Below are 19,877 nucleotides of genomic sequence, written 5' to 3'. Positions count from 1 at the left end.
CCGCATCGCGGCTGCCGCCGATCGCCGGCGGGCCGTACACGCACTTTCACGGGGGAGCTCCGCCTTGTCTCTCATGCTGCCGGACCCGCTGGAATGGGTCCTGGACATGCTCGGCTTCAACTGGCCGACCGCCGACGAGGACAAGCTGATCGAATGCGCCCAGGTGTGGCGACAGTTCGCGGCCGAGGTCACCACCCACCAGACGCGCGGCCACACCGCCGCGAGCAATGTGCTCGCGGCGAACGCCGGAGACGCCGTCGAGGGCTTCGGCAAGGCGTGGGAGAAGTTCGGGGCAGGATCGGGCTACTTCGACGACGCCCGCCAGGCCGCCGAGGTCATCGCCTTCACCCTGGAGGCCGCTGCCGCGCTGGTCATCGGCATGAAGGTGGCGGTCATCGCCCAGCTGGTGATCCTTGCGGCGGAGATCATCGCGGCTCAGGCGGCGGCGCCCTTCACCCTGGGCCTGTCCGAGATCGGCGCCGCGGCCGGCACGCTGGCCACCCGTGAGATCGTCCGCCGCATCCTCAAAGAAGTCGCCAAGCAACTCCTCGACGCCATCGCGGAGGCGGCCAAGGAACCGGTCATCTCCGCGCTGGAGGCCATGGCCTCCGACCTGATCGCCCAGACCGTCAACCAGAACTTCGGCGCCCAGAACGGTTACGACCTCAAGCGGACCGCCAAGGAAGGCGTTGCGGCCGGCAAGGACGCCCTGAAGAACACCGGCGAGACGCTCGGCGAGAGCCTGCGCGACGGCGCCGGACACCGTGCCGGTCACCGCGCCCGCCACGGCCTGGACTCCGCGGCCGGCCACGGCGACGGCTCCGGTGCGGGGGACGGCGGCTCGGGCGACGGCAGCGGAACGAACCGCAGCGGGGCGAACCGCAGCGGGGCGAGCGGCGGGCCCGGTGACGGGGGCAGCCGGTCCGGCACCGGGGACAGTCGCGGCGGCAACGGTTCGGGGCCAGGTGACAGCACAGGATCAGGCGCCGGTACGGGGCCGGGCGGCGAATCCGGTACGGGCGCGGGGGCCGGTTCCGACGCCGTTTCCGGCGCAGGCGGCTCCGGCAACTCCGGGGGCGAGGGCGGAGGCCGGGGCGGATCCAGCTCGTACGCAGGCGCGGGCGGGTCCGACTCCACTCACGGCGGAAGCGCTTCTCACGCCCCCCGTCCGGGCGACACGAGCAGCAGTACGGACGCGGGCACCGGCAGCGCGCCTTCCTTCGCGTCCGACAACTCCGCCCCGGGCCCGGACGGCCAGCGCGACGCCCCGCGGGCGCAGCCGCTGCCGCCTCCGGACCAGCGGTCGCCCTTCGACGCCGGCTTCCAAGGCGGCAACGATCACAATCCGTACGGCGATGCCCGCGCCGACGGTCCCGACGCGAGCACCACTCCCGCCGCCGACCACAACACGCCTCCGGCCTCCGTCAGCACCCAACCGGCACCGGACAGCACTCCGGACCACGCGCGCCCCGCTCCTGAATCCATCAGCACCCAGCCCGCTCCGGACACCACCCCGGACCACGCGCGCCCCAACCCGGAACACAACCCCAGCAACCCCAGTAACCCCAACAGTCCCGACAACCCCAACATCTCCAGCAATCCCACCAACCCCAACAACGTCACCACTCAGCCGTCCCCCGGCCCGTCCCCGGACGCGTACGCCGCCCCCCAGCAGCACGCGCCCTCTCCCGACCCGGTGGCGGGCAATCCGCCCAGCAACACCACCAGTGACGGCAGCAACAACAGCAACAGCACGTCGGACAGTTCCAGCAACGGGGGCAGTGGCCGACCGTCCGCTCCGCACGTGAGCACGCCCTCGCAGGGCGCTCCCGTTCAGCACTCGCCGTCTACGGGGCAGCCGATCCAGCACCGCGACCCGGCCCCCGGCGACCCCATGCCGACGCTGGACGGGAACGACACCTCTGTCTCCACCCAGTCGGCCGCCACCATGACCGCGCCCCCGCCGACCCAGCACAGCGCGGACCCCAACGCCGGAACCAGCACACCCACCACTCCGCAGCAACCACAGCAGAACACCGCTCAGTCCGCAGGCCCGGTCATGGGCGCGCCCACCGTTCCCCCTCAAGGCGCCACCACCACGCCGCGGACCGCCACCCCCTCCAACTCCCCCACCACTCCCACCCCCACTTCCTCCTCCGCCCCGCACTCCAACCGTCGCCCCGACGGCTCGCAGGCCATCCGCGACATCACTCAGCAGCGCGACCCCGAGCGCCCCGCCTACAACCGTCGCCTGGACGGCCCCGACCAGACCGCATCACGGCCGAACTCCCAGCCGCCCAGCGCCCCGCCCTCCAACACACCGCACGCCCAGCAGCCGACTCCCCCACAGGAACCTCAACAGCACCCCGCGCCTCACCAACCTCCTCACCAAGGACCCGCTCCTCAAAGCCCCGTTCCCCAGGACCCCAGCCGCCCGAGCATCCAGCACGTCCGCGCGGGCCTGAACCACGCGCCGAGCGGCCTGTACTCGCCGTACCCGCACGACCAGCAGGCGCTGGAGGCGAATTTCCCGCGGAACCCCGACGGCACCCCACGCCCGTTCAACGACCCGTTCCAGCCCTGGGCCCGGTACCAGAACGATGGCGGCCCCACCGTCCTCGGCCGCTCCAACAACTGCGCTGACTGCACCCGCTCCTTCATGGAGTCCTGGTACGGCAATCCGCAGGTGTCCGCGGTCCGTACGTACGACCCTGACGGCAACGGCGGCATCAACCGCGCCTCCGGTGAACGCGACGGCACCCGCAACATCGAGCAGTGGGCGGGCACCCGGTTCCGCCACTCCGGTCCGAACTCGCAGGGCGCGTACGCCAATATCGCCGACGAACTGCGCCAGGCGGGCCCCGGCGCGGCGGCAGCGGTCCTCGTCACCTGGCCCAGGAATCCCGACGGTACGGGTGGCGGCGCCCACGTCTTCAACGCGGTCAACCACGACGGTCAGGTCGTCTGGGTCGACAGCCAGACCGGTGAGATCAGCCGACAGCCCGTCAACACCGCGGCCGAAGGAGTCTGGCACCTCACCCTCGACGCCGACCGCGCACCGTACGACCCCGCCAAGGCCCAGTCCCAGACTCCCCAGCAGACACAACAGACACAACAGGCTCAGCAGGCGCAGCAGACCCAGCCCCAGACCCAGTCCCAGAATCCGGCGGAGGCGCCCGATTCCGCCGACCAGGTTCCGGGGACGCCGACACCCAGTGAACCCGGGTCCCGCGACGATCACCCCGAGAACGTCCCGGAACCCGACTCCGCCGATGGCGCTCACGCGCCCGACGACCCTTATGCCGCTGACGACGCTTACTACGCGCCGACTCTCGACGACCTCCGCGATGAACTCCGGGACGGTGAAGGCGGGCTCATCCCCCCGGATCCTCGCGATCAGCAGGCTCTGGAGGAAGCGGTTCCCCGGGAGGACGACGGCAGCTTCCAGCGGTTCCCCGACCCGTACGGTATGTGGGCCGACCTCCAGAACGACGGCGGTATCACCGAGCCGGGCCGGGACGACAACTGCGCCGATTGCAGCCGGTCCCTCCTGGAGACCTGGTACGGCAATCCGCAGGTGTCCGCGCCCCGGATGGACGACGGGGGCTTCGGGGAGAGGGACGGTGAGAGCAACGTAGAGCGCTGGCTCGGTGCGGAGTTCCAGCACGCGGGTGACGACGCCCAGGCGTACCAGCGTGTCGCCGAGGACCTCCGCAACGCCGGGCACGGCGCCGCGGCCATCGTCTGGGTCGGCTACCTCGACGAGGACGGGGAGCCCGGCTCCTCCCACCTCTTCAACGCGGTCAACTACAACGGGAACGTCGTCTGGGTGGACACCCAGTCCCGTGAGGTGATGAGCCGCCCCATCAACACCACGGACGTGGGCGAGGTCTGGCACATCCCGCTGGACGCCGACGCCCGGCCGCTGTATCCCCCGGCCGAGGCCGAGACTCCGGGCCCGGACGATCACTCCCCGTACGCAGGCCCGGCCGGGCCCCAGGATCCTTCCCCGTCCCAGGCCCCCTCCCCTTCCCCCTCCCAGGACACCTCCCCCTCCCAGGACACCTCCCCCTCCCAGGACACCTCCCCCTCCCAGGACACCTCCCCGCCCCAAGATCCCTCCCCAATCCCAGACCCGGATTCGTCCCCAACCCCAACCCCAACCCCGGAAGCAAACCCCCCTCAATCAGCAGCCGAAACCCGCCCCCGCACCGACCCCGGGGGCATCCTCGACCCCGATCCCGAGCACCAGCGCGTCCTCGAAGCGGCCGTCCCCCGTACTGCGGACGGTGTCCCGCAACCGCACCCGGATCCGAACGAGGGCAACTGGACCGACTACATCAACCAGCCCGGAGCCGATGCCCCGGGCCGTAGCAACAACTGTGTCGACGTGGCCCTGTCCACGGCCGACACCTACGCCGGCACGGCCACCGTCGCCGGTGCCCGCACTCCCGATCTCACTCCCGACGGCCTGCCCTCCGACCGGGGCGAATCGGGTGGCCGGGACCGGCTGGAGGGGGCACTCGGTGCTCGCTTCACGGACTACGGCAGCGGGCGCCGGGCTTTCGACGGCCTGGAGGACACGCTCCGGCAGTCGGGTCATGGCTCCCAGGCCGTCATCATCACGCAGAGCGCGGACGGCCGCGCGCACGCCTGGAACGTCGTCAACCACCACGGCAAGATCACGTACATCGACGCCCAGACGGGCCGCCGCAGCGATCAGTCGCTGCACAGCGGCGACAACGGCGTGTTCGCGGTCCCCCTCGACGCGAACCGCACGCCGGTCCGCGTCACACCGCAGGCCGGACACAGCGACCCCGGGGGCCGTCGCGACATTCCGGCCGGCCCCGCGGGACGGCGCCCTCCCGGAAACCCGGCAGGCACGAGCCAGACGCACTCCCCAGACGCCACAAAAGCAGGGCACACCGGAGACGCCGGAGACGCCGGACACTCCGCACCCGACGGCAGCGACCAGCCCAAGAGCAAATACCGCGAACCCGGTATGCCGGACGGGCAGTCGCCCGACCATCTCCCGGAAAATGTCCGGGTGCTGCCCGACAAGGGCCAGCAAGAGCTGCGAGAGAATCTCGATGTCTACGAGACGGACATGGACGCCGTCTACGACAGTGTCCGCGCCTGGGTGGCCGACGGCAGCGTCGAGGACCTCATCCGGCACCTGACGCCCGAACAGGGCGAGCCGACCGCCGGGCCCGACGGAACACCGGACAACGGAACATCGGATGACGGAACACCGGACGGCGGAAAGGACCCGGCGAACGAACCGCCGCGTTTCACGCTGAGTTCGGAAGAGCTCGGGAACCGGCTCGACGGCTTCGCGGACCTGGACGCCGGTCAACGAGGTGCGGCCGTCTCGATTCTCGCCCGCCTGAGTCTTTCCTTCCACGAGAGCCACGCTGTCGGCGTTTCTCCCTTCCCCGTGGACCGTCCGTACAAGTGGGAGGACGACCCGGACCGCGAAACACCGCTGCGCCGCGACAAGAAGCGGCAGAGCAACGACGCGAAATCCACGGAAGAGTCACTTTCCCGCGGCGTGAAACAGCACCGCAAGGCCACTTTCCTGGACGGCAAGGACTTCTCCCGGGACGTACGGGATCACCTGTTCGGTGTGCTCATGAATGATGGGCGGGACCGTTCCGAACTGAAGGAGGCGGCCGGCGGGGAGGGAGCCGCCAGTACCCGGCCGGACTTCACCGGACGCAACTACGCCGTCATCGAGGTGTACGACCCGGTTTCCGGGAAGACGAACTACATCGTCGACAGTTCGATTCCACCGGGCGAGAAGGGCGTGAGCACCGCACATTCCGAACCGCATCTCGTGGGCTATGTGAAACGGCTGAACGAAGCGCGGGGCGGCGATCCGGGCCAGCACATCCAGATCCACGCCATGTTCACGGAGCGCGAGCCGTGCGGAACCGTGAAGGGTGCCGGGCACGCGGAATGCTCCCCTTACTTGGTGCACCATTCCGACGGAACCACGGTGCACTACGCGACCACCTACCGAAGCGGCGCCTGGGTTCCCGATCCGGATTCCGACGAGCCGCAGAACATGAGCAAGGCGGACATCAAGAGAATGGTCGACGGGGAAATTCAGGACCATCTCAACATCGTCGGCGAAATCTGGCTCTCCCTGCGTGATGCCCAGCGGGAGAACGCGACAGATGCGGAAAGCTGATGCCCCTCCGTCAGACCATCGACATTACCGTCCCGATGCCATGACGAATTCGCAATCCAGTAGGGTGTGGCCATGACCGAAGGACATGATGAAGAAGCCCATGTCGCCGCGGCCGGCCGGGTTCTGGAAGCGCTGTCGGCATTCGGTCGCGGGAGTGGCGTGGTCCGGGTGGCCGGTCCGCCCGGTTCCGGGAAGGGCCGGGTCCTGGAGCTCGTCCGCCGGGAGGTGGCCGATGCCGTCACGATCGACTGTGCGGGGTTGCGCGCCGACGATGTGGTGCTTCGTGTGCTGGCGGCGTGCGGGGTGCAGCGTCAACACGTGGTCGGCAAGGAGGGTTTCGACGCCCTGGTGAAGCGCGTCCGTGGCCGCCACACCGTGCTGCTCGCGCATACGCAGTGGGCGGGAACGCTCCGTACCACCGACGAACCGGGGCGTATCTCGCGTGCCGTTTCCCGGCTGGGCAGGGCGCGGCGGGCCGGGGTCCGCATCGTCATGGAGACGGCCGAGCCGCGCAACGCGGCGGACGGCGGAGCATCGTCCCAGCTCGTCCGCCTGGAATCCGGTGGCGCTTCCCTTGCACCCTCGCCCCAGGAAGTACCGCCAGAAATCGCCGCCTTGGCCCTGGCCGAATACCCGGTGGTTCCCCTCGACGCGTGGAGCCTGCTCTGCGAAAGCGCAGGCATGGGTGAGGGCACCGGCACACCCGAAGCACTCGAAGCGCTGCTCCGACAGCACACCGGCACTCTGCGATGGGTGCCGGACGACCCGGTCACCGGTGCGGGTGTGGCGTTCGTCCACGAGGGCGTGGCCCGCGCGCTGCGGCCTTCCGGGCCGGAGGCTGCCGCGGCGCACGTCCGGGTGCGGGAACTGCTCGCCGCACGGCTCGCGTCGCAGCCGTATCCGGACGGCTGGTCCGGCGGCAGCCCTCTGGCCCGGTACGCCGCCCAGGCCGTGCCCGGCCATGCCGCGGCTTCCGCGAACCTGCGCGAAGTGACGGAGGACCGCGCGCTCCTCGCGTCCCTGTCCCCCGCCGCGGTGATGGAGGCCGTACGCGCCGCCTTCGGCAAGGACGTCCCGCCGGACACCGTCGCCGCGGACCTGTGCTTCGTCGAACGGTTCGCCATGGAGCCGATGAGTCAGAGCGAATGGGCCTCCTGGCTGCATCACTTCGCGACGGCCCGCGGGGACGAGGCGGGCGCGGCCGCCGTTCTGGCGTCCGGCGTCGAGATGCGGTGGCGGACCCTGTGGTGCGACCTGCGTCCGGCGGGTGTCTTCTTCGAAGAGGGGTCTTTCGGAGAGGGGTCTTTCGGAGAGGGGTCTTTCGGAGAGGGGTCTTTCGGAGAGGGCTTCTCCGAAGCGGACTTCTCCGGAAAGGGCTTCTCCGGAAAGGGCACCTCCTTGCCCCGCCCGTCCGGCATCAGCGAACTCACGGCTACGGAGCAGACGGCCCGGGCATCCAGTGACGACCTGGGAAGAGCGTGGATGTGGTCCCTGCGCGCGGGCCGGCGGCTCGATGAGCCGGCCGGCGAAGGTACGCCGGACTCGACGGCCCGGCCCATGGTCAACACCGCCCGCGGCTGGCGCCCCGCCCCGGGTGCCTCCGAGGCCGTCTTCATGCCGCGCTGCCCGCGGGACATCACGGACGGCGTACGGGTCGGGAACCTCGCGGTTCTCGGAGGACGCCGTGGGGTCTTCACCGTGGAATTTCTCGCGGCGGAGCCGGACGGCGACGGTGACATGGCCACGGAGAATCCGGGCGGCGGGGTGACGCCCTGGCACGCCGTGCCCCTCCTTGACGCCTACGCCCGTTCGGTCGCACCGCGTCCGCTGCCCGGCGTCTTCCGGGCCCCTTCCACGGCGCACCTCGCCGCGGTGTTCGGCGCGGAACACGTCCTCCGTCCGTCCGAGGCTGAGCTGCCCGCGAGCTTGCGGGATACGGACGCGGCCCGGTGGCTCACCGGACGCGGAATGCCGTTGACGGAGATGCTCACGCTGAACACGCGGCAGCTGCGCACCGAAGGGTTCCAGGAGCTCCCGGCAGATTCGGCGGACGGCTCGACAGCAAGTTCACCGGACGAGCACACGGGAACGGGACCGGAAACGGGAACGGAAGAGGGACCGTACTACCTGCTGGGCGAACTCCTCGGTGGTGACCTGCTGCTGGATGGTGCGACCGGTCAGGTTCTGTGCGCGTCCGTCAACGTGGAGGAGCAGCTGACTGCGAGTTCCCTGCCGCAGTTCGTCGCCCTGGTGTGCCTGATGCGGTGGCACCGCTTCCTGCTGTCCGCGTCGCTCACCGAGGACGGGCGCGAGGCGCGGGCGGAGCTGGAGGCGTGGCTCGCCGAGATCGATCCGGCGGCCGCCGCCGGTGAGGTCTGGGAGACGCTGCTCAACGAGCCGGGCCTCGAACCGTAGCCGGGCCTCGAACCGTAGACATCACCGGCCCCCGTCCAGCCCCCTCCTCCCCTCCCGTCCCCCCCCGGCCCCTCCCGTACAACGGAATGCGAGGAATCCATGTCCGATACCGGATCTCCCGGTGCCGCCCGACCGGTGCCGACGAACGCCGAGGAAGCTCTGGCCATCGCCCGTACGGAGTACGCCCCCGTATGGCCTGACGGCACGCCCGCCCCTCTGCGGGTGCACGAGTTCGACATCGGGTATCTCGTGTACGCGAAGCTGCCGCCCCGCCCGCGGACCACGGCGGACGGGCAGCGCCGCCCCCCGCGGAACCCCGGGGGGACGTGCGTCGTCGTGGCCAAGGACACCGGGGAGATCAGCAGCGTGCCGCTCCGGCCGCCGTCGGACGCCATCGCGCTCTACCGGAAGTTCTACCGGCCGGACACGCTGTAGCCCGCCGGTTCCAGCTCAGGTTCCGGATCCGTAACCGGATCCGGAACCTTCCGCTGCCGCACCCGGGACGCCGCAGCCTCAGCCGCGCGCCCCTCAGCCGCGCGCCCTCAGCCGCGCGACGCCGCGATCTGCCGGGACATGATCGTCGTCAGTTCGTACGCCGTGTGGGAGGCCGCCACCGACGTCATCTCGGCGTGGTCGTACGCGGGGGCCACCTCCACGAGGTCGGCAGAGACGAGGTTGCAGCCGGCCAGGCCGCGGAGGATTTCGAGGAGTTCGCGGGAGGTGAGGCCGCCGGCCTCCGGGGTGCCGGTGCCGGGGGCGTGCGCCGGGTCCAGGACGTCGATGTCGATGGAGATGTACAGGGGGCGGTCGCCGATGCGCTGGCGGAGCTGGTCGGCGACCTCGTCGACGCCGCGGCGCATGACGTCGGCGGACGTGACGATGCCGAAGCCCATCTTCTCGTCGTCGTCGAGGTCCTTCTTGCCGTAGAGGGGACCGCGGGTGCCGACGTGGGAGAGGGCGGAGGTGTCGAGGATGCCCTCCTCGACGGCGCGGCGGAACGGGGTGCCGTGGGTGTACTCGGCGCCGAAGTAGGTGTCCCAGGTGTCCAGGTGGGCGTCGAAGTGGAGCAGGGCGACCGGGCCGTGCTTCTTCGCCATGGAGCGCAGCAGGGGCAGCGCGATGGTGTGGTCGCCACCCAGCGTCATCAGGCGGGCGCCGGCGTCCAGGAGGTCGTCGGCGGCAGCCTCGATGGTCTCGACGGCCTCGTTGATGTTGAAGGGGTTGGCGGCGATGTCGCCGGCGTCCGCGACCTGTGCGAGCGCGAAGGGGGACGCGTCCTGGGCCGGGTTGTACGGGCGCAGCAGGCGCGACGCCTCGCGGATGGCGTTGCCGCCGAAGCGGGCGCCGGGGCGGTAGGAGACGCCGGTGTCGAAGGGGACGCCGACCACCGCGACGTCGGCCGTGCCGACCTGGTCGAGGCGGGGCAGCCGGGCGAAGGTCGCCGGGCCCGCGTAGCGGGGGACGCGGGAGGAGTCGACGGGGCCGACGGGTTCCTGGGAGGCGCCGGAAGCGGCGGATGCGGTGGTCATGGGGTGAGCGTAGGCAGCGGCGGGCGGGGTGCCCATGGACATTTGTGGTGATGTGGAGCCGGTCGATGGACATCACGTCCATCGGCGGGTGCTTCAAGGGACAATGACCCCATGCCGATACTGCCGCCTGCTCCCAGCCGCACCGAACTCGTCGACCACCTCGTACGGACCCGGATCGCCGGTGAGGTCGCCACTCCCCGCGAGAACAACCTCGACCACTACCGCAAGCTGGCCAACGGAGACCGTCACTACTGGCTCGGACTCGAACTCGGGGACCGCTGGACCGACGAGCAGGACGTGCTCGCGGTGATGGCCGAGCGGTGCGGTGTCGTCGACGACACCCGCCACCGGATGGGCCAGGACACCATCGATCCCGAGCTGACCGTGGACGCTCTGGACCGTGCGGCCGCCCGCCTGCGCAAGGCCGCCGCCGGGCGGGAGCGCGTGCTGTTCGCGACCGGGCACCCGGGCGGGCTGCTGGACGTGCACCGGGCCACCGCCGAGGCGCTGCGCGCGCGGGGCTGCGACATCGTCGTCGTACCGGACGGGCTGCAGGCGGACGACGGCGTGGTGTTCCAGTTCGCCGACGTGGCGATGATGGAGCGCGGCGCGACGCTGTGGCACACGCACTCCCCCGCGCCGATGACCGCCGTACTGGACGGTCTGGAGCGGGCGGGCGAGGCGCTGCCCGACCTCGTCATGGCCGATCACGGCTGGGCCGGGTGCGCGGGCCAGCGCGGTCTCGACGCCATCGGCTTCGCGGACTGCAACGACCCGGCGCTGTTCCTGGGCGAGGCGGAGGGCACGCTCCAGGTCACGATCCCGCTGGACGATCACGTGCTGAGCCCGCGGTACTACGACCTGCTGACGGCGTACCTGCTGGACGCGGCGGGCCTGACGGACGCGGCGGGCCTGGCGGACTGAAGGAGGAAGGTCTGAGCTTCGGTCCGCCCGCTGCCGCCGCCGCTGGCGCTGGCGCTGCCGCTGCCGCTGCCGCTGCCGCTGCCGACGGTGGACGGACCGGAGGTCAGCCTTCCGCACCACCCGCCCCCGGCCCCACCCCCGGCTCCGGCTCCGGCTCCGCCCCCTCCCCCGCCCCCGGCCGCTTCTGGTAAGCCCCCGGCGTCGGGTCCAGGAACACCCGGCGGATCGCCGGGAAGCGGCCCCGCAGGCGCTGTTCGGCGTCCTCGCAGGCCCATTCGATCTCCTCGGCCGTGGCCACGTCCCGGAAGTCGACCTTCGCGGCCACCAGGACCTCCCGCGGTCCCTGGACGAGCGTGACCAGTTCCAGTACGTCAACGACGTGCGGGACCGCGCACAGTTCCGCCCGTACGGCGGCCCGCATCGGTGCGGGCAGCGGGCGGCCGATCAGGAGCCGCGCGTTGCTGCGGCCGAGCACCCAGGCCACGTACACCAGCAGCAGTCCGATGCAGATCGACGCGGTGCCGTCCCAGACGCCGAAGCCGGTGAGCTGGCCGCCGAGCAGTCCGCCCGCGGCCAGCAGCAGTCCCGCCAGTGCGGCGGAGTCCTCCATGACGACGGCCTTCACGGCGGTGTCCGGTGTGTGCGCCATGTAGCGGTGCAGGGAGACGCCGAAGCGGGCCGCCTCGCCGCGCGCCTGGCGTACGCCTTTGAGGAGCGAGGTGCCCTCCAGGAGGAAGGCGAACGCGAGGATGACATACGAGAGGAGCGGGTCGCCGGGGTCCTCGCCGTGGGTGAGGGTGTGGATGCCGTCGTGGATCGCGAAGACCGCGCCGCCGACGAAGGTGGCGACGGAGGCGAGCAGCGCCCATACGTAGCGCTCGCCGCCGTGGCCGAGCGGGTGGTCCTCGTCGGCCGGTTTTTCGCTGCGCTTGAGGGCGGTCAGCAGGAGGAGTTCGGTGACGGTGTCGGCGGTGGAGTGGGCCGCCTCGGAGAGCATCGCGCTGGAGCCGCTGACGGCACCGCCCACGGCCTTCGCCACGGCGATGCCGAGATTCGCGGCGGCGGCCACGAGGACGGTGCCGGTGCTCTCGTCCGAGCCGGCCGGGGGGACGGAGCCGCTGGGGACGGAGCCGCCGGGAAGGGAGCCGCCGGGAACGGAGCTGCCGGGGACCGAGCTGCTGGAGGCGTCCATGAAGATCCAGTATGCGCACCGGACGGGCGGAAACGCCGGAACAGCGCCTCAGTCCCGCGGCACCCGGATGACCCCCTCCTGGATCACCGACACCGCCAGCTGCCCGTCCGCCGTGAAGATCCGGCCCTTGCCCAGCCCCCGCCCGCCCTGCGCGGTGGGTGACTCCTGGTCGTACAGCAGCCAGTCGTCGGCGCGCAGCGGCCGGTGGAACCACATGGCGTGGTCCAGGCTCGCGCCGACCACGTCGCCGACGGCCCAGCCGCCGCGCCCGTGGGCGAGCAGCACCGAGTCCAGCAGGGTCATGTCGGAGACGTAGGTGACCAGGCAGATGTGCAGCAGCGGCTGGTCGATGTCACCATCCAGCTTGCCGTGCGTACGGAACCAGACCTGGGAGCGCGGCTCGCGCGGCTCACCGGCGGTGCCGAACGGCGGCGCGTCCACGTAGCGCAGGTCGACGGCGGCCCGCGCCTCCAGCAGCCGCTGTGTCACTCCCGGTTCGCGGAAGCGGTCGGCGTAGCGGGGCAGCATTTCGGCGGCGGTCGGCAGGGTCAGCGGGTCCGGTGCGTGCGGCATCGGTTCCTGGTGTTCCATGCCCTCCTCGTACACCTGGAAGGAGGCGGAGAGGTGGAAGATCGGCTGGCCGTGCTGGACGGCGACGACGCGGCGGGTGGTGAAGGACCGGCCGTCGCGGATGCGGTCGACGGTGTAGACGATGGGTGCGCCGGGGTCGCCGGGGCGCAGGAAGTACGCGTGCAGGGAGTGCGGCGGGCGGTCTTCGGGAACGGTGCGCCCGGCGGCGACCAGGGCCTGGGCGGCGACCTGGCCGCCGAAGACCCGGGGCACGACGGAGGCGCGGCTGGTGCCGCGGAAGATGTCCTGCTCGATGCGCTCCAGGTCGAGCTGTTCGAGCAGGGCGGTGAGGGCGTCGTTCACGCGCGTACGGCTTTCACTCGGGCAGGGCGCGGAGGCCGGCTGCCGGGCCTCACAGCCCCATGGACTTGGCGACGATGGAGCGCATGACCTCGCTGGTGCCGCCGTAGATGCGGGTGACGCGGGTGTCGGCGTACAGGCGGGAGATCGGGTACTCCTGCATGTAGCCGTAGCCGCCGTGCAGCTGGAGGCACTTGTCGATGACGACGGCGGCGCGCTCGGTGGTGAAGAGTTTGGCGGAGGCGGCGTCGGCGGCGGTCAGTTCACCGGCGTCGTGGGCGTCGAGGGCGCGGTCGGTGACGGCCTGCATGGCGTCCACCTCGACCTTGCAGTCGGCGAGGACGAACTTGGTGTTCTGGAAGGAGGCGACGGTCTTGCCGAAGACCTCGCGGTCCTGGACGTACGCCTGGGCGAAGCGGACCGCGGCGGCGGCCTGGGCGTAGGCGCTGACGGCGATGCCGAGACGTTCCTGCGGGAGGTTCTGGCCGAGGTAGGAGAACGCCTTGCCCTCTTCGCCGAGCCGGTCCTCGACCGGCACCTCGACGTCGCTGAAGGAGAGTTCGGCGGTGTCGGAGCTCTTGAGGCCGAGCTTCTCCAGCTTGCGGCCGACCGCGTAGCCCTCGGAGGCGGTGTCGACGACCAGGAGGGTGATGCCGCCGCGGCGATCGTCGGGGGTGGGAGGAGCCGTGCGGGCGCAGACGATGACGCGGTCGGCGAGGACGCCGCCGGTGATGAAGGTCTTGGCGCCGTTGAGGACGTAGTGGGTGCCGTCCGCGGAGAGCTTCGCGGTGGTCTTCATGCCGGCCAGGTCGGAGCCGGTGCCGGGTTCGGTCATGGCGATGGCGGTCATCATGTCGCCGGAGACGAAGGGCGGCAGCCAGCGCCGCTTCTGCTCCTCGGTGGCGTACTTGAGGAAGTACGGGAGGCAGAGCCCGGTGTGTACGCCGGAGCCGCCGAAGCTGACGCCGGCCCGTGCGCACTCCTCGGTGATGACGGCGTTGAACTTGAAGCTGGTCTCGCCCGCGCCGCCGTACTCCTCCGGGACCTCGATGCCGAAGACGCCCAGTTCGCCGAGCTTCTTGTAGAAGTCGCGGGGGGCCTGTCCGGCCTGCATCCACTCGTCGTAGACGGGGACGACCTCGGCGGCGATGAAGTCGCGGATGGTCTCCCGGAACGCCTCGTGATCCTCGTTGAACACCGTACGACGCATCCGCCGCCTCCTCAGGTCCGCCGGCCGGCCTGGGCCGGCCCCTCGACTAAGCGCTTGCTCAGCCGAAAGCTACCCGCCGGTCAGTGACGCTGTCCAGAGGCGTCCGTGGGGCCGGAGGGGGCTCACGCCCCGCTCGCCGCACCGCTCACCGCACCGTCCGCCCCCACCGCGGCGAACGCCCCCCGCGCCAGCCGGTGCAGCAGCGCCGACATCTCCGTACGCCCCGGGAGCGCGCCGGGGCGACTGAGGTGCGGGGTCGAGTTGAGCAGACCGAAGACGGCGTGCACGCCGGCGCGCGCGTCCGCCTCCGCGTACGCCGGATACACCTCGCGCACCACCTGCACCCACAGCTCCACGTATTCGCGCTGGAGGCGGCGCACCCGCTTGCGGTCGGCCTCGCGCAGCCGGTCCAGTTCACGGTCGTGGACGGTGATCAGCGGCCGGTCGTCGAGCGCGAAGTCGATATGCCCCTCGATCAGGGCGTCCAGCACCGCGGCGGGGCTGTCGCCGCCGGACGCGGCGCGGATGCGGCCGCCTTCCAGCAGCCGTTCGCTGATGCCGACGAGCAGCTCGGCGAGCATCGCGTCCTTGCCCGCGAAATGCCGGTAGAGGCCGGGCCCGGAGATGCCGACGGCGGCACCGATCTCGTCCACACCGACGCCGTGGAACCCGCGCTCGGCGAAGAGCCGGGCCGCCTCCTTGAGGATCTGCTCGCGTCGGCTGGTGGCTGCCGGGACGTGTGTGCTGCTCATACAACTAATTGTAGACAGGGGGGTTAGTGGTCGTTAACCTGAGGGAAATGAAGTTAACGCCTATTAACCGCCGGGCGATCCCCGGCGCCCGCGGCAGCCGTACGAGCAAGCCGTGGTGATGGAGCCGAAGGAGGCGGGGGCACGGATGCGGATGGACCCGGCGGAACAGGCACCGGTGCTCGACAGCGCGGCCGATCCGGCCTCGGACACCTGGCGCGCCAACGAGGCCGCCCACCAGGAGCTGGCCGAGGACCTGCGCGCCCGCCTGGCCGCGGCCCGCCTGGGCGGCGGCGAGAAGGCCAGGGCCCGGCACACGGCGCGCGGCAAGCTGCTGCCCCGCGACCGGGTGGACGCGCTGCTGGACCCCGGCTCGCCCTTCCTGGAGCTGGCGCCGCTGGCGGCGGAGGGGATGTACGGCGGTGCCGCACCGGCCGCGGGCGTGATCGCGGGCGTCGGGCGGGTCTCCGGCCGCGAGACGGTGATCGTCGCCAACGACGCGACGGTCAAGGGCGGCACGTACTACCCGATGACCGTCAAGAAGCACCTGCGCGCCCAGGAGGTGGCCCTGGAGAACCGCCTGCCGTGCCTGTACCTGGTCGACTCGGGCGGCGCCTTCCTGCCGATGCAGGACGAGGTCTTCCCCGACCGCGAGCACTTCGGGCGGATCTTCTACAACCAGGCCCGGATGTCCGGCGCGGGCATCCCGCAGATCGCGGCGGTCCTCGGCTCCTGCACGGCGGGCGGCGCGTACGTACCGGCGATGAGCGACGAGGCCGTGATCGTGCGCAACCAGGGCACGATCTTCCTGGGCGGGCCGCCGCTGGTGAAGGCCGCGACCGGCGAGGTCGTCACGGCCGAGGAGCTGGGCGGCGGCGAGGTGCACTCCCGTACGTCCGGCGTCACCGACCACCTCGCCGAGGACGACGCGCACGCGCTGCGCATCGTGCGCACCATCGTCTCCACGCTCGGCGGCCGCGGTCCGCTGCCGTGGACGGTGCGGACCGCCGAGGAGCCCAAGGCCGACCCGGCCGGGCTGTACGGCGCGGTGCCCGCCGACTCCCGTACGCCCTATGACGTACGGGAAGTCATCGCGCGCGTCGTGGACGGCTCCCGCTTCGCCGAGTTCAAGTCCGAGTACGGCACGACGCTGGTGACGGGCTTCGCGCACATCCACGGCCATCCGGTCGGCATCGTCGCCAACAACGGCATCCTGTTCTCCGAGTCCGCCCAGAAGGGCGCCCACTTCATCGAGCTGTGCGACCAGCGCGGCATCCCGCTGGTCTTCCTGCAGAACATCTCCGGCTTCATGGTCGGCCGCGACTACGAGGCGGGCGGCATCGCCAAGCACGGCGCGAAGATGGTCACGGCGGTGGCGTGCACCCGCGTGCCCAAGCTGACCGTCGTCATCGGCGGCTCGTACGGCGCGGGCAACTACTCGATGTGCGGCCGGGCCTACTCGCCGCGCTTCCTGTGGATGTGGCCGAACGCGAAGATCTCGGTGATGGGCGGCGAGCAGGCCGCGTCCGTCCTCGCGACGGTCAAGCGCGACCAGCTGGAGGGCCGCGGCGAGGAGTGGAGCGCCGAGGAGGAGGCCGCCTTCAAGGCCCCGGTCCGCGAGCAGTACGAGACGCAGGGCAACGCCTACTACGCGACCGCGCGCCTGTGGGACGACGGGGTCATCGACCCGCTGGACACCCGCCGGGTGCTCGGACTGGCCCTGACGGCGTGCGGCAACGCGCCGCTGGGCGAGCCGGGCTACGGCGTCTTCCGGATGTGAGGGAGTGCGGGGAGTGAAGGAACAGATGAGCATGTTCGACACCGTCCTGGTCGCCAACCGCGGCGAGATCGCGGTCCGCGTCATCCGGACGCTGCGCGCGCTCGGCGTCCGCTCGGTCGCCGTCTTCAGCGACGCGGACGCCGACGCCCGGCATGTCCGCGAGGCCGACACGGCGGTACGGATCGGCCCGCCGCCGGCCACCGAGAGCTATCTGCACGCGGGCCGCCTGATCGAGGCCGCACGGCGCAGCGGCGCGCAGGCCGTGCACCCGGGCTACGGCTTCCTCGCCGAGAACACCGCGTTCGCGGCGGCCTGCGCCGACGCCGGGCTGGCCTTCATCGGACCGACCGCCCAGGCCATCGAGCTGATGGGCGACAAGATCCGTGCGAAGGAGACGGTGCGGGCGGCCGGAGTGCCGGTCGTCCCCGGCTCCTCGGGCAGCGGCCTGACCGACGCCCAGCTGGCCGACGCCTCGCGTGAGATCGGGATGCCGGTGCTGCTGAAGCCGTCCGCGGGCGGCGGCGGCAAGGGGATGCGGCTGGTGCGGGACGAGGCGCTGCTCGCCGACGAGATCGCCGCCGCCCGGCGCGAGGCGCGCGGTTCCTTCGGCGACGACACGCTGCTCGTGGAGCGCTGGGTGGACCGCCCGCGGCACATCGAGATCCAGGTGCTGGCCGACGGCCACGGCAACGTCGTCCACCTCGGCGAGCGCGAGTGCTCGCTCCAGCGCCGCCACCAGAAGGTGATCGAGGAGGCGCCGTCCGTCCTGCTGGACGAGGCGACGCGGGCCGCGATGGGCGAGGCCGCCGTCCAGGCCGCCCGTTCGTGCGGCTACCGGGGCGCGGGCACGGTCGAGTTCATCGTGCCGGGCGACGACCCCGCGTCGTACTTCTTCATGGAGATGAACACCCGCCTCCAGGTCGAGCACCCGGTCACCGAGTTCGTCACCGGCCTGGACCTGGTCGAGTGGCAGCTGCGGATCGCGGCCGGGGAGCCGCTGGCGTTCGGGCAGGACGGCGTCCGCCTGACCGGGCACGCCGTCGAGGCCCGGATCTGCGCCGAGACGGTGTCGGTGAAGGAGGGCGCGCGGGGCTTCCTGCCGTCCGGCGGTACGGTCCTGGCGCTCGCCGAGCCGCAGGGCGACGGGGTGCGCACGGACTCCGGCCTGGCCGAGGGCACCGAGGTCGGCAGCCTGTACGACCCGATGCTCTCGAAGGTCATCGCGTACGGCCCGGACCGCGCGACCGCGCTGCGCAAGCTGCGCGCCGCGCTCGCCGAAACGGTCGTGCTCGGCGTCCCCACCAACACCGGCTTCCTGCGCCGCCTGCTGGCCCTCCCGGCCGTCGAGGCGGGCGAGCTGGACACCGGGCTGGTCGAGCGCGAGATGGACGCGCTGGTGCCTGCCGACGTTCCCGCGGAGGTGTACGCGGCCGCCGCGGCCGTACGGAACGCGGCGCTCGAACCGGTGCCGGACGGCGGCTGGGTGGACCCGTTCTCCGTACCGGACGGCTGGCGGATCGGCGGCCGCACGGCGCCCGTCGCCCATCAGGTCAAGGTCCCGGGCCACGACCCGGTGGCCGCCACGGGCACCGGCCACGTCACCGCGGGCCGGGTCCGCGTCACCGTCGACGGTGTCGTGCACACCTTCCACCGGGCGGGCGACTGGCTCGGCCGGGACGGCGACACCTGGCACGTCGCGGACCACGACCCGGTGGCGGAGACACTGCGCGGCGCCGCCGGAGCACACGGCATGGACGCGCTGACGGCGCCGATGCCCGGCACGGTCACCGTCGTGAAGGTGGCCGTCGGCGACGAAGTGGCGGCGGGCCAGGGGCTGCTGGTCGTCGAGGCAATGAAGATGGAACACGTCATCTCCGCGCCGCACGCGGGCACGGTCAGCGAGCTGGGCGTCTCCCCCGGCAGCACCGTCGCCATGGACCAGGTGCTCGCCGTCGTCGACCCGCACGAGACGGCTCCGGGCCCGCAGCCGTCCGGACCAACCGAGGAGGCAACGGCATGACCGCTCCCGGACTCCCCATGCCCGTCCCGGCCCCCGCCCTGCCGGCCCGGGTCCGTATCCACGAGGTCGGCGCCCGCGACGGCCTGCAGAACGAGTCCGCCGTCGTCCCCACCGAGGTGAAGGCCGAGTTCGTCCGCCGCCTCGTGGACGCCGGGCTGACGACCGTGGAGGCGACCAGCTTCGTACACCCCAAGTGGGTGCCGCAGCTCGCCGACGCGGAGCGGCTCTACCCGATGCTGGCGGGCGTCGACGCGCGGCTGCCCGTGCTGGTGCCCAACGACCGCGGCCTGGACCGCGCGCTGGCCCTCGGCGCCCGCCGCATCGCGGTGTTCGGCAGCGCCACGGAGTCGTTCGCCAAGGCCAACCTGAACCGTACGGTCGAGGAATCGCTGGCCATGTTCACTCCGGTGGTCGCCCGCGCGAAGGAGGAGAAGGCGCACGTCCGCGGCTATCTCTCCATGTGCTTCGGCGACCCCTGGGAGGGCCCGGTGCCGATCGCGCAGGTCGTCCGGGTCTGCCGCGCCCTGTCCGACATGGGCTGCGACGAGCTGAGCCTGGGCGACACCATCGGCGTGGCCACCCCCGGCCACGTCCAGGCACTGCTCGCCGCGCTGAACGAGGCGGGCGTCCCCACCGACCGCCTCGGCGTGCACTTCCACGACACGTACGGCCAGGCACTGGCCAACACCCTCGCCGCGCTCCAGCACGGCGTCACCACCGTCGACGCGTCGGCGGGCGGCCTCGGCGGCTGCCCGTACGCCAAGAGCGCCACCGGCAACCTCGCCACCGAAGACCTGGTGTGGATGCTGCACGGCCTCGGTATCGAGACCGGGGTCGATCTGGGTCGGCTCACCGCCACCAGCGTGTGGATGGCCGAACAGCTGGGCCGTCCGAGCCCGTCGCGCACCGTCCGTGCCTTCTCCCACAAGGAGTGA

12 protein-coding genes are annotated in these 19,877 nt (G+C 71.7%); 7 read left to right on the top strand and 5 right to left on the bottom strand.

Going from position 1 to position 19,877, the window contains the following annotated elements; all coding sequences use genetic code 11:
• The first annotated feature begins 73 nt into the window (after positions 1-73).
• The 3 genes from A6A06_RS43510 to A6A06_RS12665 all read left to right on the top strand — a co-directional run bounded on the left by A6A06_RS43510 (position 74) and on the right by A6A06_RS12665 (position 9,043).
• Complete coding sequence (locus A6A06_RS43510) at positions 74-6,193, top strand: toxin glutamine deamidase domain-containing protein (protein ID WP_073761316.1); 6,120 nt, start codon at positions 74-76, stop codon at positions 6,191-6,193.
• A 72-nt stretch (positions 6,194-6,265) separates the two neighbouring features.
• Entirely contained in the window at positions 6,266-8,608 is a 2,343-nt protein-coding gene (locus A6A06_RS12670) for an SUKH-4 family immunity protein (RefSeq protein ID WP_199930848.1), read from the top strand.
• Positions 8,609-8,707: 99 nt separating this feature from the next.
• Positions 8,708-9,043 carry a hypothetical protein gene (locus A6A06_RS12665; RefSeq protein WP_073761313.1) on the top strand — a complete coding sequence of 112 codons (336 nt, stop codon included), beginning with the start codon at positions 8,708-8,710 and terminating at the stop codon, positions 9,041-9,043.
• Between the two features lie 107 nt (positions 9,044-9,150).
• Here the strand turns inward: A6A06_RS12665 and speB are convergent, their stop codons facing one another.
• Positions 9,151-10,137 carry an agmatinase gene (speB, locus tag A6A06_RS12660; protein WP_073762105.1) on the bottom strand — a complete coding sequence of 329 codons (987 nt, stop codon included), beginning with the start codon at positions 10,135-10,137 and terminating at the stop codon, positions 9,151-9,153.
• 111 nt (positions 10,138-10,248) lie between these two features.
• On the opposite strand from speB, the gene A6A06_RS12655 reads away from it, so the two are divergent.
• A complete protein-coding gene (locus A6A06_RS12655; RefSeq protein ID WP_073761312.1) occupies positions 10,249-11,061 on the top strand; it encodes a phosphatase in 813 nt (270 codons plus the stop codon).
• A 103-nt stretch (positions 11,062-11,164) separates the two neighbouring features.
• Here the strand turns inward: A6A06_RS12655 and A6A06_RS12650 are convergent, their stop codons facing one another.
• The 4 genes from A6A06_RS12650 to A6A06_RS12635 all read right to left on the bottom strand — a co-directional run bounded on the left by A6A06_RS12650 (position 11,165) and on the right by A6A06_RS12635 (position 15,145).
• Entirely contained in the window at positions 11,165-12,253 is a 1,089-nt protein-coding gene (locus A6A06_RS12650) for a cation diffusion facilitator family transporter (RefSeq protein ID WP_079193977.1), read from the bottom strand.
• Between the two features lie 48 nt (positions 12,254-12,301).
• Entirely contained in the window at positions 12,302-13,186 is an 885-nt protein-coding gene (locus A6A06_RS12645) for an acyl-CoA thioesterase (RefSeq protein ID WP_073761311.1), read from the bottom strand.
• A 49-nt stretch (positions 13,187-13,235) separates the two neighbouring features.
• Positions 13,236-14,393 (bottom strand): acyl-CoA dehydrogenase family protein, encoded by a 1,158-nt coding sequence (locus A6A06_RS12640; RefSeq protein WP_073761310.1) that lies wholly within the window; start codon positions 14,391-14,393, stop codon positions 13,236-13,238.
• A 122-nt stretch (positions 14,394-14,515) separates the two neighbouring features.
• Positions 14,516-15,145, bottom strand: coding sequence for an SACE_7040 family transcriptional regulator (locus tag A6A06_RS12635; protein WP_073761309.1), 630 nt, complete (start codon positions 15,143-15,145; stop codon positions 14,516-14,518).
• A gap of 145 nt (positions 15,146-15,290) precedes the next feature.
• Between A6A06_RS12635 and A6A06_RS12630 the strand changes: the two genes are divergently transcribed.
• The 3 genes from A6A06_RS12630 to A6A06_RS12620 are packed head-to-tail and all read left to right on the top strand — an operon-like array spanning position 15,291 to position 19,877.
• Positions 15,291-16,922 (top strand): carboxyl transferase domain-containing protein, encoded by a 1,632-nt coding sequence (locus A6A06_RS12630; RefSeq protein WP_199930910.1) that lies wholly within the window; start codon positions 15,291-15,293, stop codon positions 16,920-16,922.
• A gap of 31 nt (positions 16,923-16,953) precedes the next feature.
• Positions 16,954-18,942, top strand: a complete 1,989-nt coding sequence (locus A6A06_RS12625) for an ATP-binding protein (protein WP_199930847.1) — start codon at positions 16,954-16,956, stop codon at positions 18,940-18,942.
• Entirely contained in the window at positions 18,939-19,877 is a 939-nt protein-coding gene (locus tag A6A06_RS12620; RefSeq protein WP_073761308.1) for a hydroxymethylglutaryl-CoA lyase, read from the top strand. The genes A6A06_RS12625 and A6A06_RS12620 overlap by 4 nt, the downstream gene beginning before the upstream one ends.

The sequence above is a fragment of the Streptomyces sp. CB02923 genome (genome assembly GCF_001905005.1).
GTDB lineage: Bacteria > Actinomycetota > Actinomycetes > Streptomycetales > Streptomycetaceae > Streptomyces.
This window is presented reverse-complemented; position numbering and strand designations above follow the sequence as displayed.